We start from the raw sequence: 14015 nt of genomic DNA, 5'->3' as shown, positions 1-14015 counted from the left end.
CCCGCAAACAAGCAAAGGAGACTGCTCATGCGCGCCATCGGTTACAGGACCAGCCAGCCCATCACCGTGAAAGACGCCCTCGTCGATATCGACCTGCCCCAGCCGGAAGCGAAAGGGCATGATATTCTGGTGGAAGTGAAGGCCGTTTCGGTGAACCCCGTCGATACCAAGGTGCGCCGCAACCAGTCGCCTGAAAACGGCGAACCGCGCGTGCTCGGCTTCGATGCGGCGGGCGTGGTGAAGGCCGTCGGCGACAAGGTCTCCTTGTTCAAACCGGGCGACGAGGTGTTTTACGCCGGTGTCATCAACCGCCCCGGCTCCAACAGCGAGTTCCATCTGGTCGATGAACGCATCGTCGGTGCAAAGCCGAAGTCCCTGAATTTCGAGGAGGCCGCCGCGCTGCCGCTGACCGCCATCACCGCTTACGAGACGCTGTTCGACCGGCTGCGGGTGAAGGAGCCGGTTCCGGGCGCGGCCAACGCCATTCTGGTCATCGGCGGCGCGGGCGGCGTCGGCTCCATCGCCGTCCAGCTTCTGCGGGCGCTGACCGATCTCACCGTCATTGCCACCGCTTCACGGCCCGAGACGATTGCGTGGGTGAAGGAACTCGGCGCGCATCACGTCATCGATCACAACAGGCCGATCGCCCCGCAGGTGAAAGCGCTCGGGCTCGGTGCGCCGGGCTTTGTCTTCTCCACCACCCATAGCGACATTCATGCCGCCGACAGCGTGGCGACCATCGCGCCGCAGGGCCGTTTCGCGCTGATCGACGATCCGGCCGGCGGTTTCGACGTCATGGCCTTCAAGCGCAAATGCGTATCGATCCATTGGGAAATGATGTTCGCCCGCGCCGTCTTCCAGACGCCTGACATGATCGAGCAGCACAGGCTGCTGAACCATGTGGCCGGGCTTGTCGATGCCGGCAAGATCAAGACGACGCTGACCGAGGTTTTCGGCACCATCAATGCCGCAAATCTCATCAAGGCGCATGCGCTGATCGAGAGCAACAGGGCCAAGGGCAAGATCGTGCTTTCGGGTTTCTGATCGCCGGTGAGGCGTCCGCATCGCGGACGCTTCTCTTCCGCTTATGGAGATGTTTGGGCCGGGCGCAAAACCGCGCGGCTATTCCGGTCAATCGTCGTCCGGATCTTCCGGGCACGGCCAGGAGGCCGGCGCGGTGAGGCCGTTCGGCAATTTGGTCTTGGCGTCGCCGCAGGCAATGTCGATCTGCTTCTGATCAAGGCCGGTGGCCATCGAAAGATCGAGCCCTTCGATCCTCGTCAGCAGCAGGAATGCGCTGGTGAAATCCACCGGACCGCCGAGCTTGGCGCCGCCGAAACGGGCGCGTGACAGATTGGTCAGCGAGAATTTCGAGCCGTTCAGCGTCGCGCCCTCGAAATCGGCGCGGCCGAGTTCGGCCTTGGTGAAATCCGTGCCGTCCAGCTTGGTGTTTTCGAATTTGGTCCGCTGCATTTCGGCATTGACGAATTTGGCGTTGGTGGCGTCGGCGGCGGAAAAATCGCTGCGATAGGCTTCCACCTTGGTCAGATTGGCGCCCTGCAGGTTCGCTTCGCCAAGGGCCGTGCGGATGAGCTTGGCCTTCTCGAGATTGGCGCCCTTCAGCGACGAACCGCGCAGGTCGGTATAGGTGAAATCCGTGCCGTAAAGCATTGCCGAATCGAGATTGCTGCCGCCCAGCATCAGCAGGCGCTTGTTGCATTCGCGCCAGTCGATGCCGGCCATGGCGTCGGTACGGCAGCTTGCGGCCACCAGCGGACCGCCGCTGAAAGAAACGGCAATCATCGCAAGCGTCGCCACACCGGCAACGAACCCTGTCTTCCGCACGATATTCAGCCTTTGAAAGCCGGACATTCTTTCACTCCCTGTCGTCGGGCGACGACACCTAGGACCATATGCACGTTCAAGGCGTTACCGCATCGCTGAACCACAATCCACGGGCCACGCGACCATGCAACACCCCAACATCCTATATGTAAGAAATCGAAGAGCAATCCACAAATACTGACGGGGAGACGGGCGGTGGACGCTGCTCTTCCGCCATGCCGGACTAAATCCGGCATCCAGTCACGGCGTCTGCATCGTGGGAAATGAGTCCTTCAATCAGAGGTCTGCCCGTTCCGCAAATGCCGTCACTCTCGGCCGCATGACACAATGGCTCAGAGTGCTTGCGAGCGGTCTTGCCACGCTCGACGTCATCCTCGGGCCTGTCCCGAGGATCTATCCACGTATCGTAAAATCAATCCGTTGCAGATGCTCGGGACAGGCCCGAGCATGACGGAAGAGAAGGCTCAGCCCGTAATCGCCATCACATATTGGCGTAAACCGGCCCCTCGCCGCCCTGCGGCGGCACCCAGTTGATGTTCTGGTTCGGGTCCTTGATATCGCAGGTCTTGCAGTGCACGCAGTTCTGGGCGTTGATGACGTAGACTTCTTCGCCGTCCTTCTCCACCCATTCGTAAACGCCGGCTGGACAATAACGCGTCGAAGGACCGGCATAGATGTCATGTTCGGAGCGCTTCTGCAGCGCCATGTCCTTCACCTGAAGATGCACCGGCTGGTCTTCTTCATGGTTGGTGGAGGACAGGAACACCGAGGACAGCCGATCGAAGGTCAACACGCCATCCGGTTTCGGATAGGCGATCGGCTTGTGTTTTGCGGCCGGCTCGAGGCTCTCCGCATCCGTCTTGCCGTGTTTCAGCGTGCCGAAAAAGGAGAAGCCGAACAGCTGGTTGGTCCACATGTCGAGACCGCCGAGACCGACACCGATAAGCGTGCCGAACTTCGACCACAGCGGTTTGACGTTTCTGACCCGCTTCAGATCCTTGCCGATATCGCCGTCGCGCCATTCGGCCTCGATCTCCGCCACCTCGTCATGGGCGCGGCCGGCGGAAATCGCCGCGGCGATCTTCTCCGCCGCCAGCATGCCCGACAGCACCGCATTGTGGCTGCCCTTGATGCGCGGCACATTGACGAAACCGGCGGAACAGCCGATCAGCGCGCCGCCGGGGAAGGTCAGCTTCGGCACCGACTGGTAGCCGCCTTCGGTGATGGCGCGCGCGCCATAGGAAATGCGCTTGCCGCCCTCGAAGGTCTCGCGGATGGCCGGATGCGTCTTGAAGCGCTGGAATTCCTCGAAGGGGTAAAGATAGGGGTTCTTGTAGTTGAGGTGCACCACGAAGCCGACGGCGACGAGGTTATCCTCGAGATGATAGAGGAAGGAACCGCCGCCGGTCTTGAAACCGAGCGGCCAGCCGAAGGAATGCTGCACGAGACCCTGTTTGTGCTTCTCCGGCTTGACCTGCCAGAGTTCCTTGATGCCGATGCCGAATTTCTGCGGCTCGCGATCCCGGGACAGGTCGAATTTGGAAATCAGCTGCTTGGCGAGCGAACCGCGCACGCCCTCGCCGATCAGCACATATTTACCGTGCAGCTCCATGCCGCGGGTGAAGTTCGGGCCCGGCTCGCCATTCTTCTCGATGCCCATATCGCCGGTGGCGACACCGATGACGGCACCCTCATCGTTATAGAGCACTTCCGTTGCGGCAAAGCCCGGATAGATCTCGACGCCGAGCCCTTCCGCCTTTTCCGCCAGCCAGCGACAGACCAGCCCGAGCGAGACGATGTAATTGCCGTGATTGTTCATCAGCGGCGGCATCATGAAATTCGGCAGGCGGATGGAGCCGGCCGGGCCGAGAAACAGGAACTGGTCGTCCTTCACCTCGGTCTTGAAGGGATGCCCCTCCTCTTCGCGCCAGCCGGGCAGCAGCCGGTCGATGCCGATGGGATCGACCACGGCGCCGGAGAGAATATGCGCGCCGACTTCGGCACCCTTTTCGAGAACGACAACCGAAAGCTCCGGCTCCACCTGCTTCAGACGGATCGCGGCGGCAAGGCCCGCAGGACCCGCGCCAACGATCACAACGTCGAATTCCATCGCTTCGCGTTCGGGCAGTTCCATCGCTTCCGTCATCTCATCCTCTCCGCATCGCCGGTCCCATCCGGCTGTTGTTATATCCGTTTTCCGGCATTCCCGGCGCATCGCCTGCGCCGGTCAAAAAACCATCCGCGACACCGCATCCAACCAGCGCCTGTCTTCGCAAAGCAGGACGCCTTTGTCGAGCTTCTATAGCGGCAAAACATGTCGCACGCCAGTCAATTGTCAGACAACCTGATGATTGAATTATTACTTTTACGTTCACGTAAATTAAAGAATAGGAGTGACGCGCACGGGCGTCAAGGGTTGTTAAAGTCGGAATACTGAAGAAGGTGGTGACGGTGGGAAGGTTGTGGCGGCCCTATCTCCGCAGCTGCGTGGCGCTTTCCGCTGCCTTCTCACGCGGTTTCAGGCGCGTATCCGCGCTATGTCGAAACCAGATTTCAGGAGTGTGACTGCCGCGACCCGTCAAGTCGCGGCAGGCAATCAGGTGACGTCCTGAAGTTGCGCTTCGCCGTTGTGGAGGAAGCACGCCCTGTTAAAAAGGCCGAGATCGACGAAGTTTGGAAGGCGAATATCGCGGATGTCGGGAAGCCGCTTGCTTTCCGGATCGAACGATCTGTCGATTTGCGAAATGAAGCCCAGAACGCAACCTGTCCGTCGCGCAAAATCACCGAGGGCTCGTAGCTGCTCGGAAAGAGCGGGCTTGCTCCGCTGTTGATCGAGCGCCTGGAGATAGTCGATCACCGCGACTGTTCCCTGTCGCGACCCCGACATCCGATCGATGATGTAGTCCGCACTAATTTCATCGGAAGTGACAATCTGAACTTGGTTGGCGAAGCCGTCAGTCTCTTTTTCAAGCGATTGGAGATATTTTCCCGCCTGTTTTTCGGTCAATTCCAACGTAAACAGAAACGCCTTGCGGCCGTCCCGGGCCGCATCGATCAGAAGCTGAAGACCAAGCATGGTCTTGCCCTGCCCCGGCCGGCCAGCGAGCAATAACAGGTCGCCGGCATCGAGACGGGAAAGTACCGTTTCGGAAAGTGGCCCGGAAGACATCCGGGACGACAGCATGCTCCACCTTGCAAAGCCCTCTTGTTGCGCGATCTGATCCAGCGCTTCATTCAGCGGAACATCATTGTTTCGCGCCATCAGCTTTGCACGGCGTTTAAGCTGAAATATCGGTGCAGAAAGTTTCATCAAAGACCTCCATTGCGAGCCGAAACGCAACCCCTCCTTATGCGATGCTCGAACAGATGGTTCGATGATTTGGCGTCACCCTGCATGTGCGATGCTTTCCCGAAAGGAGGGGGGAGGCTTGGGTCTAGCCTGTGGTTGAAAGCTAGCGGGTTGCGCGATTCGCAGCAAGGGGCGCAAGCCATTCGCCACATCGCAGTTACCGGATCCTGTCCTCGTAAAGCAGGACGCCTTGTCGAACTTCTTTAGCGGCAAAACAAGCCACTATAACCGACCGGCAGTAGGCGGAACTGCTACCTGATGTTGCGCTCGAATTGCGGGCACCATAAAACCTGTCATGCACCGTGAAAAAAGAACGTTCGTTCAATTGAGGAGAACGCCACCTTGAAGCGATTGATTCCCGCGCTGCTGCTATTGTCGTGGTTTGGCGCGATGCCCTTGGTGGCAAAGGCCGATGTCTCTTCCGCCAATCAAAACGAATCGGCCGCAGCATTTCAGGGCCTCGACACGCTCGCGCGGGAAACGCGCGCGCAGGGGGATTTACCGCGATTGTCCAACCCCGCTCATGCGAAGGTGCTGGACCGGCTCTGGAATGTGGAGGCAACCCTGGGCAGGCAGCCATACCGGTCCGCCGATGTTCCAGCGCTCATCGCCATCGGCGCGAATGCGGGCGCCGTTCTTAAAACCTATGCACTGTTTACCCCACAGAACGGCAGCCTTCCGGACACAGCGGCAAATACGTTCAAATATCAGGACGAAATCGCACGCGCCGGAGCCTATCTATTGCATGTCCATGCGGCTCAGCTGGAGGCGATTACCGATTTTATCGCCGTGCTTCCTGCCGATCAGATGAACAAGGCGCGCCGCGATGGCCTGCGCCAGATGCGCCTTGGCATCATGGAGCAGTTTACCGGACTGACCCTTATGCTGCGCTCACCGAATTTGCGATCCGAGAACCGGCTTATTTTGCTGAACGCCCTCAATGCCAGCGCCATTCCCGTGGTCGCCGCGACCGCCCTTGCCGACCGAACCGCCATGGCCACCCAGATCGACACGATTTTGCCGGAACTGTCCGGGCTTGAACGCGACAAGGCGCAGGCGCTGAAATCGCTCTTCATGAACCAGAATTGCGACGGGCTTTGCGCGATGGATCAGTAGCCCTTCGATACCCGGTTGACGCAAAGAGGCTGCAACCCCGCCCCTCAGACCTGCCAGCTCAAACCGCCCATTCCTCATCCGTCGTGAACACGATCGTCAGCCAGCGGTCGCTCCCCTCGCCGCCCAGCGCATCGCCGATCTCGTCGCGGATTGCGTCCCATTCCTCCAGACGCCGGGGCGGCCAGTTTTTCGGGACGATGAAGAAGAGTTCGATCTGACGGCCGCGGCCGACGCGGGCGACATAGGAATAGTGCGAGGAGAAGCCGAATTTCTCCACCGTCTCGGCCGCCACCCGGTCCACATGCTGCTTGAATTCCAGCGGGGTCACCAGAAGAATGTCCGCCAACGCCTGCTTCACATTGCCGAGCGGCATGGGGATGATGACGAGGCAGACCAGCGCCAGCACGGCCGGGTCGATATAGGGTGAAAGCCATGCCTGCGCCGTTCCCGTGAGCCCGTAACCCACGGCGAAGGCGACGAAGAGCGCCATGCTCAGGAGCGCGCTCATCAGCCAGCTTTTGGCGTCCAGCGCCACGAAGGCGGATTTCAGCCGGCGGTTCTGCCGTTTGACGAACCATGCCATGGCGAGCGAAACGGCGAAGCTGACGAAGGTGACGACGATGGCGTAATCGAACTCGATCGATCTGCCGCCATCCATCAGGCTGTCGACGGCATTGATAAGGGCGTAGATCGCCGCCCCCATCAGGAGCGTGCCGTTAAGCCCGAGCACCATCGGCTCCAGATGCCAGAAGCCCATGGTGAAACGCTCCACCAGCCGGCCGCCGGGTTTGGGCGCGGCGGAAGCGGCGATCAGCCGCGCGACAAGCAGCGCCAGCACCGTCATGAAAGCATCCGTCAGCGCATAGACACCATCGAAAACCACGGCGAAGGAGCCGGAGAACAGGCCTGCGCCGATGCCAAAGAGCGCCAGCAGAACCGTGACGGCAATGGAGAATTTGAGCAGGGATTGTTCTGCCATGACGTGTATTTCACCTTCAAAACCGGACGCCGCCTTGCTGGAGCGCCTTCTCTTTCCCTCGAATCGAGAAAACGCTCTAACTCTTTGTTTTGTAGCATTTCCAGACGGAAAACCGGGGTCCACATTTCCTGGAAATGCTCTATAAACAGCACATTGAGCACTCACAAGACAGGACAAAACCCATGGATCTCGGCATTTCCGGCAAGCGCGCCCTCGTTCTCGCCTCCTCTCGCGGCCTTGGGCTGGGCATTGCCACCGCGCTGGCGAAGGAAGGCGCACATGTCCTTCTTGTCGGCAGAAGCGGCGAGAAGCTGGAGGCGAATTGCAGGGCGATCAATGCGCTTGGCAAGGGCAAGGCCGACTGGGTCTGGGGCGATCTGGCCGAGGACAATTTTGTTGAAGCCATGGTTCAGGCCGTCAGGGAAAAGCTCGGCGGCATCGATATTCTCGTCAACAATACCGGCGGCCCGACGCCGGGCCTTGCGCAGGAGATGACGGCCGACAAGCTGGATACCTTCTTCCAGTCGATGGTGCTGCGCGTCATCACGCTTACCAATGCGCTGCTGCCGCAGATGAAGGAACAGGGTTTCGGCCGCATCCTGACCGTCGCCTCCTCCGGCGTGTTCGAGCCGATCGCCAATCTGGCGCTGTCCAATACGCTGCGTGGCGCACTGGTCGGCTGGAGCAAGACGCTGTCCTCCGAAATGGCCTCCTTCGGCATCACCTCCAACCTGCTGCTGCCCGGCCGTATCCACACCGACCGCATCGATGAGCTCGATGGCGCCAACGCCAAGCGTCTGGGCAAAAGCGTCGAGGAAATTCGCGAGGCTTCCGTCAAGAGCATTCCGGCCGGCCGCCTCGGCACGGTGGAGGAATTCGCCGCCGCCGGCGCTTTCCTCTGCTCGGTGCCTGCAAGCTACATCACCGGCACGATGCTCAGGGTAGATGGCGGCGCGGCGAAGTCGAATTAAGACCGCGACGGCGCGTTATCAAACGGGTGCATCGTGGATGACGAAGCGGTTGCGCCCCGTATTCTTGGCCCGATAAAGCGCCGTATCCGCCCGGCGCAGCGCTTCCGCGGCGCAATCGCCGGGGCGCACGAAGGCAATGCCCGCCGAACAGGTGTAGCGGAAATCCGGGACCTGTTCGAGCGGCGAGGCTTCCCGCAGCGACACAAACAGGGCTTCGACGACGCTTTCGGCGTTGTGCATTCGCGCGCCGCTCAGCCCCAGCAGAAACTCCTCGCCGCCGATACGCCCGATGAGGTCGTCTCGGCCGGCGGCGGCGCATAGTTTTTCGGCGAAATGTTTCAGCACCCTGTCGCCCGATGCATGGCCGAAGCGATCGTTGATACCCTTGAAATGATCGATATCGAGCAGCACCAGTGCCAGCGCCTGCGCCTTGTGGGGACCGAGGCTGTGGCCCAGATTGTCCATCACGTAACGGCGATTGCCGAGACCCGTCAACTCGTCGCTGAGGGCGGATTTCAGCGCGCTGTCGCGCTCCTGCCTGAGGTCGCGAAGCTCTATGCCGAGTTCGGAAATATCGGTGATGACACACAGCATCCAGCCGCCCGGCAAAGTCGTTTCCGTCGTCAATATCCAGCGCCCGTCATTGAGGCTGGTCTCGATGGTGCGGAAGGGCAGCTTGCCACGCCTCGTCCTGGCGGAACGCAACCAGACTTCGAAGTCGGAAGTCTCGATTGCGGTGCCGGTGGAGTTGCGGTAGCCGCTGCGCATCAACTCGACCCAGCTTGGAAATTCATCCGGCGCGACATCCAGCGCCTTGCGGAAGGCCGCATTCGCAAAACACAGCCTGTCCTCGCCATCGAACAGCGCATAGCCCTGCTGCGATGCCTCAAGAAGGTTCATGAGCTGACGGTTGAAAACGCCAGCATCGCCCCGAACGAGGCCGGGATGGTCCGGCGATACATTGTCGAAGTTGAGACCGGTCGTCTTGCGGGACATTGAATTTTCCAGATGACAAAGCGGCAGGCAAAACCGAAGGGAGCGTTGAGTTAAACCCTTATCGTCGGGCTCCGCCAGTACAAAAAACAATGCATGCGCGCCGGCCGCCATTGCGCTCTTCCACGGCAGCGGCTTCATACCAGCATAGCGACAAACCCCTAAGAACATTGTCAAAAAACTGCCGCGCTCTTTCATGAGTGCGGAGGCAGATCGTTTACCATCTTCCCTACCCGGCAGACGCAGCCGTCAATCTGCGAAAAACGGGGGGGGAAAAGCTTGCCATTCCATCGGGCCTGTGCAATCAACCGCCCTCCTCTGACATCGGGGTGCCAAAGGCATCCCTTATTTTCACGCCGGACCGCCTTTCAGGCCGGGCGGGTGTTTCTATCGGCTACAAGGATATGGCGATGACGCAAAAGCGGGCTCTCGGCCTCGATTTCGGCACGACCAACACGGTCATGGCTCTTTCCGACACGGGCGGCGCCAGCCGTTCCATGCGCTTCACCAGCAGCGCGGGCACGGATGACAGCATGCGCACGGCGCTCTCCTTCATGAAGGATGCCGGCCTTGGTGCGGCCGCCCTGCATGTGGAAGCCGGCCATGCCGCCATCCGGCAATTCATCGACAATGCCGGCGACTGCCGTTTCCTGCAGTCGATCAAGACATTCGCGGCCTCGCCGCTGTTTCAGGGCACGCTGATCTTCGCCAAGCGCCAGAGTTTCGAAGATCTGATGGACGTGTTCCTGCGCAAGCTGAAAGCCTATGCGGGCGAGGAATGGCCGGGGGACGTCTCCACCGTCATCGCCGGCCGGCCGGTGCGTTTCGCCGGCAGCAATCCGGATGAAACGCTGGCGCTCGCCCGTTACAACGAGGCGCTCACCCGCGCCGGTTTCCCGGAAATCCACTATGTCTATGAGCCGGTGGCGGCCGCCTATTATTTCGCCCAGAGCCTGAAGAAGGACGCCAATGTGCTGGTGGCGGATTTCGGCGGTGGCACGACGGACTATTCGCTGATCCGCTTCGAAACCCATGCCGGCAAGCTTTCCGCCACCCCCATCGGCCATTCCGGCGTCGGCGTGGCGGGCGATCATTTCGACTTCCGCATGATCGACAATCTGGTCTCGCCGGAAATCGGCAAGGGCAGCAAGTTCAAGAGCTTCGACAAGGTGCTGGACGTGCCCTCCGGCTATTACGTGAATTTCGGCCGCTGGAACCAGCTGTCGATCTTCAAGACCTCGAAGGAATTCACCGACCTCAAATCGCTGGTGCGCTCGGCGCTGGAGCCGGAAAAGCTCGAACTCTTCATCGATCTGGTCGAACATGACGAGGGTTACCCGCTCTATCAGGCGATTTCCGCCACCAAGATGGCGCTCTCCTCGGCGGAAGAAGCGGAATTCAACTTCGCGCCATTGGGCAAGGCCGGCCGCAAGATGGTGAAGCGCAGCGATTTCAACAACTGGATCGCCGAAGACCTCGCCAAGATAGAAGAAGCGCTCGACGAGGTTCTGGAAAAGACGAAAGTCGCGCCCGAAGCCATCGACAAGGTGTTCCTGACCGGCGGCACCTCCTTCGTGCCGGCGGTTCGGGAGCTTTTCACCCACCGTTTCGACGCAGACCGGATCGAAAGCGGCGGCGAACTGCTCTCGATTGCCCATGGTCTGGCCATGATCGGCGAAAGCGGCGACATTCAGCGCTGGACAGTGTGATTTGCGGGTTTCCCGGGCGGGGAACATGGGGTAATTTCCGCCCATGATCGCCGCTCACGACCTCTCCCCGGCCGAACTCGCCGCCCTCCTGCATTTCCATGCGGATGCGGGCGTGGACTGGCTGCTGGAAGAGACCCCGGTCGACCGTTTCGCCGAATTTGCCGCCGCCCGCCCGGCCCGGCCGATGCAGGGACAGGAGGCGGGCGCAGCCGCGCGCCAGCCAAGCCAGCGGCCGATGGAACGTGGCGGCGATACACCTCAACACTCGCCGCAGCAGCAGCCGAAACGCCAGACGCCGACACGCGGCGCTCCACCCGCCCCCGCGGTTCAGCAGAATGTTGCGATGCCGGATGAGCAGGCCGTGGCGGCAGCGCGTTTTGCGGCCGAAAGCGCGCGGTCGCTTGCCGAGCTGAAAACCGCGCTCGACGGTTTCAGCGGCTGCAACCTCAAGAACAGCGCGCGTAATACGATTTTTACCGAAGGCGACCCCGCCTCCGCCATCATGGTCATCGGCCCGATGCCGGATGCCGATGACGACCGCGAAGGCCTGCCCTTCGCCGGCAAGACCGGGCTGTTGCTCGACCGCATGCTGGCGGCCATCGGCCTTCAACGCGGCGCCATCATGCTCGGCAATGTCGTGCCCTGGCGGCCGCCCGGCAACCGCCCGCCGACTCAAGCCGAAATGGATATCTGCCGCCCCTTCATCGAGCGTCAGATCGCCCTTGCGGAGCCGAAACACCTGTTGCTTCTCGGCAACTTTACCGCACGTTTCTTCTTTGGCGGCGCCGGCACGATCCATACGCTGCGCGGACAGTGGCGTGATGTCGCAGCCGGACACCTGATTTTGCCGGCTTTGGCCAGCCTGCATCCGCAGGAACTTTTGAATGCGCCGGCCAGTAAGTCATTGGCATGGCAGGATTTATTGGCTTTTCAGGCAAGGATTGCCGAAGGCTGACTGCCTTATTCTTGCTCAATGTAAATGAATTATGAAAAAAGCCATGCAGAATGCGCATAACAGCGGCGCATTTGCTCAACTTGCCGAATCCATGCTGCGCTGCGATATAGGCCCCATGTCTTGGGAGGAATAGGTTTAAGGAACCAAGGCAATGACCACTCGCTTCCGTCCGGTACATTCCGGCTTTGAAACGCTCCGCCTGGCGGGCCTCGGCCCTCGCTCCAGTCAGGGCTACCATCGTTTCGGCGCAGCCGCAAACGAACAGATGACCGCACGCGCTGCCATGCAGCAGGTCCGCGTGACGCGTCCCTCGGCAGTCTTCGCGGATTTCCGCGAGCGCTGAGAAGCATTCAGGCCAGTCTAGCGCTGGTCCACAGATATGATTGCGCGCTGGCGTCTTTCTTCGGGAAGGCGCCTTTTGCTTTTGTGGTTTTTTTCGAAAGGCTGCGACGAAGTCTTGAACCGAGTCACAAGGTTGTAGTGCGCGCCCAGCCGTCCTTCTTCCGTTAACGCCGGTTGAGACGAAAAACGGCACTCTCAATCTTGTCTTCCACCATGCGTCATCCAATCCGTCATTCCGGCCTTGAGCCGGAATCCAGCCAGCCCAAGTCCTTGGGCTGAAAAGACTCTTCTCGCCGCGTGAGAGCCGCGTCGGCTGGATCCCGGCTCAAGGCCGGGATGACGGAGGAGAATCATTTTTCGTGAAATTCGGTGGTTGAGAATGCCGCGCGCTTGTCCTGGAAACAGGCAAGACGCGCAGATTTGGGTTCCCTCACCCCTGCGGCGTCGAGGCCTTGCGCGCCGCCCGTCTTGCCAAACCCAGTTGATGCTCACGAAAGATGATGAAGATGCCGGCGAGGATAACGATCGCCGTGCCGATCAGCATCGTCATCGTGGGAATATCTCCGAACAGAATGTAGGAAACCGCGATTCCGAAGATGATGGAGCTGTATTCGAAGGGCGCGATGACCGAGACTTCGGCGTGCCGATAACTCTCCGTCAGGAAGATTTGCGCAACCCCGCCGCAAATGCCGCTGGTGATCAGCAGCATGGCCTGCGTCATGCTCAGCGCGCTCCAGCCGAAAGGCACGCTGACGAGCGACAGCAGCGTGGCGGTGAGCGAAAAATAGAGCACGATGGTCGGCGTCTTTTCCGTTTCCACCAGTTGCCGCACCTGGATCATCGCCAGACCGCCGAGCGCCGCACCGCACAACACGGCAATGGCCCCCAGCCCCTCACCGGCGGCGAAACCGCCTTCCCTCAGAAGCGTCATCTTCGGCCAGAGAATCACCAGCACCCCCGTCATGCCGACGAAGACCGCGCTCCAGCGATAGATGCGCACCTTTTCATGCAGGATGACGGCGGCAAAAACGACCGCGAGAAGCGGCGAGGCATAACCGATGGCGATGAATTCCGGCAGCGGCAGCATGGTCAGCCCGTAAAAGCCGCAGGCCATGGACAGGATGCCCAGAAACCCGCGCTTGAAATGGCCGAAAAGATTATTGGTGTGCAGGGCGCTCGTCAGCGCATGCAGCCACGCCAGATAGACGACAATCGGGAGAATGGCGAAAGCGGAGCGGAAGAAGGTGATCTGGCCGGCAGGCACATCGCCCGCGGCCTTGATACAGGTCTGCATGACAAGAAAAAAGCCGACCGAAATCAGCTTCAGGCTAATCCCGCGAAAGGGATTCATCGGTTCGGCGTTCATTGGCAACTACTCATATCGGCTGCGCAAACACGCCATCGGGAGATTTTTCATGCGGGGAGGACGACGCAGGGGAATTGGATTTATGCAAGGCTAGAGCATTCCTTCGGCGCTTTACAACAAAAAATGTGATTTACCCGTGAATTCCGTCGATTTGGGGAAGGATTGTTTTCGCGGCTGCGGAAGTGATGCAAACCAAAAGCGACGCGCGCTAAAATTTGAAGAAAATAAAATATAATTTCAGCAATCGTTCAACATTTGCTGCCATGGTCCACAGGTCCGGCGGCGGGAGGATTGTCTGCATGGCCGGCAAAGCCTTCCATGGCGGGACAGAACGTCCTCCGACGCGCACATGAACGTGACGAATATTCTACCCATTTTACATCCGGGCCT

Annotated in this window: 12 protein-coding genes; 6 read left to right on the top strand and 6 right to left on the bottom strand. The window is 60.2% G+C overall.

Annotation, left to right across the window (positions count from 1 at the left end; genetic code table 11):
* Window positions 1-27 precede the first annotated feature (27 nt).
* A complete protein-coding gene (locus EM858_RS24660) occupies window positions 28-1044 on the top strand; it encodes a zinc-binding alcohol dehydrogenase family protein (protein ID WP_127758290.1) in 1017 nt (338 codons plus the stop codon).
* Window positions 1045-1131: 87 nt separating this feature from the next.
* On the opposite strand, the gene EM858_RS24655 is transcribed toward EM858_RS24660, so the two are convergent.
* From EM858_RS24655 to EM858_RS24645, 3 genes are all read right to left on the bottom strand, one after another.
* On the bottom strand, window positions 1132-1872 hold the full coding sequence (locus EM858_RS24655; protein ID WP_059753741.1) for a pentapeptide repeat-containing protein: 741 nt from the start codon (window positions 1870-1872) through the stop codon (window positions 1132-1134).
* A 454-nt stretch (window positions 1873-2326) separates the two neighbouring features.
* Entirely contained in the window at window positions 2327-3991 is a 1665-nt protein-coding gene (locus EM858_RS24650) for an electron transfer flavoprotein-ubiquinone oxidoreductase (protein ID WP_127758289.1), read from the bottom strand.
* A 450-nt stretch (window positions 3992-4441) separates the two neighbouring features.
* Window positions 4442-5155 carry a DNA helicase gene (locus tag EM858_RS24645; protein ID WP_127758288.1) on the bottom strand — a complete coding sequence of 238 codons (714 nt, stop codon included), beginning with the start codon at window positions 5153-5155 and terminating at the stop codon, window positions 4442-4444.
* A gap of 381 nt (window positions 5156-5536) precedes the next feature.
* Here EM858_RS24645 and EM858_RS24640 point away from each other — a divergent pair, with 381 nt between their 5' ends.
* On the top strand, window positions 5537-6310 hold the full coding sequence (locus tag EM858_RS24640; RefSeq protein ID WP_233284728.1) for a hypothetical protein: 774 nt from the start codon (window positions 5537-5539) through the stop codon (window positions 6308-6310).
* Between the two features lie 58 nt (window positions 6311-6368).
* Here EM858_RS24640 and EM858_RS24635 read toward each other — a convergent pair whose 3' ends face one another.
* The gene (locus tag EM858_RS24635; protein WP_127758287.1) at window positions 6369-7289 is read right to left on the bottom strand and encodes a cation diffusion facilitator family transporter; all 921 of its coding nucleotides are present in this window, start codon (window positions 7287-7289) and stop codon (window positions 6369-6371) included.
* A 182-nt stretch (window positions 7290-7471) separates the two neighbouring features.
* Here EM858_RS24635 and EM858_RS24630 point away from each other — a divergent pair, with 182 nt between their 5' ends.
* Complete coding sequence (locus tag EM858_RS24630; RefSeq protein ID WP_127758286.1) at window positions 7472-8260, top strand: SDR family oxidoreductase; 789 nt, start codon at window positions 7472-7474, stop codon at window positions 8258-8260.
* Between the two features lie 18 nt (window positions 8261-8278).
* On the opposite strand, the gene EM858_RS24625 is transcribed toward EM858_RS24630, so the two are convergent.
* Complete coding sequence (locus EM858_RS24625; RefSeq protein WP_164865558.1) at window positions 8279-9256, bottom strand: sensor domain-containing diguanylate cyclase; 978 nt, start codon at window positions 9254-9256, stop codon at window positions 8279-8281.
* A gap of 407 nt (window positions 9257-9663) precedes the next feature.
* On the opposite strand from EM858_RS24625, the gene EM858_RS24620 reads away from it, so the two are divergent.
* The 3 genes from EM858_RS24620 (at window position 9664) to EM858_RS24605 (ending at window position 12260) form a co-directional block, all read left to right on the top strand.
* Window positions 9664-10962 (top strand): Hsp70 family protein, encoded by a 1299-nt coding sequence (locus EM858_RS24620; protein ID WP_127758285.1) that lies wholly within the window; start codon window positions 9664-9666, stop codon window positions 10960-10962.
* Window positions 10963-11005: 43 nt separating this feature from the next.
* Window positions 11006-11917 (top strand): uracil-DNA glycosylase, encoded by a 912-nt coding sequence (locus tag EM858_RS24615; RefSeq protein WP_127758284.1) that lies wholly within the window; start codon window positions 11006-11008, stop codon window positions 11915-11917.
* Window positions 11918-12068: 151 nt separating this feature from the next.
* Window positions 12069-12260 (top strand): hypothetical protein, encoded by a 192-nt coding sequence (locus EM858_RS24605; protein ID WP_003509784.1) that lies wholly within the window; start codon window positions 12069-12071, stop codon window positions 12258-12260.
* Between the two features lie 429 nt (window positions 12261-12689).
* Here the strand turns inward: EM858_RS24605 and EM858_RS24600 are convergent, their stop codons facing one another.
* Window positions 12690-13625 carry a DMT family transporter gene (locus EM858_RS24600; RefSeq protein ID WP_080817349.1) on the bottom strand — a complete coding sequence of 312 codons (936 nt, stop codon included), beginning with the start codon at window positions 13623-13625 and terminating at the stop codon, window positions 12690-12692.
* Between the last annotated feature and the right edge of the window lie 390 nt (window positions 13626-14015).

It is taken from the genome of Agrobacterium sp. CNPSo 2736 (assembly GCF_004005385.1).
GTDB classification, from domain to species: Bacteria; Pseudomonadota; Alphaproteobacteria; order Rhizobiales; family Rhizobiaceae; genus Agrobacterium; species Agrobacterium leguminum.
The sequence above is the reverse complement of the archived record's forward strand: the minus strand, read 5'-3'. Positions and strand labels throughout refer to the sequence as shown.

Coding starts and splice junctions, on each gene's coding strand:
- EM858_RS24660 (WP_127758290.1), top strand. CDS start 28: ATGCGCGCCATCGGTTACAGGACCAGCCAGCCCATCACCGTGAAAGAC.
- EM858_RS24655 (WP_059753741.1), bottom strand. CDS start 1,872: ATGTCCGGCTTTCAAAGGCTGAATATCGTGCGGAAGACAGGGTTCGTT.
- EM858_RS24650 (WP_127758289.1), bottom strand. CDS start 3,991: ATGACGGAAGCGATGGAACTGCCCGAACGCGAAGCGATGGAATTCGAC.
- EM858_RS24645 (WP_127758288.1), bottom strand. CDS start 5,155: ATGAAACTTTCTGCACCGATATTTCAGCTTAAACGCCGTGCAAAGCTG.
- EM858_RS24635 (WP_127758287.1), bottom strand. CDS start 7,289: ATGGCAGAACAATCCCTGCTCAAATTCTCCATTGCCGTCACGGTTCTG.
- EM858_RS24630 (WP_127758286.1), top strand. CDS start 7,472: ATGGATCTCGGCATTTCCGGCAAGCGCGCCCTCGTTCTCGCCTCCTCT.
- EM858_RS24625 (WP_164865558.1), bottom strand. CDS start 9,256: ATGTCCCGCAAGACGACCGGTCTCAACTTCGACAATGTATCGCCGGAC.
- EM858_RS24620 (WP_127758285.1), top strand. CDS start 9,664: ATGACGCAAAAGCGGGCTCTCGGCCTCGATTTCGGCACGACCAACACG.
- EM858_RS24615 (WP_127758284.1), top strand. CDS start 11,006: ATGATCGCCGCTCACGACCTCTCCCCGGCCGAACTCGCCGCCCTCCTG.
- EM858_RS24605 (WP_003509784.1), top strand. CDS start 12,069: ATGACCACTCGCTTCCGTCCGGTACATTCCGGCTTTGAAACGCTCCGC.
- EM858_RS24600 (WP_080817349.1), bottom strand. CDS start 13,625: ATGAACGCCGAACCGATGAATCCCTTTCGCGGGATTAGCCTGAAGCTG.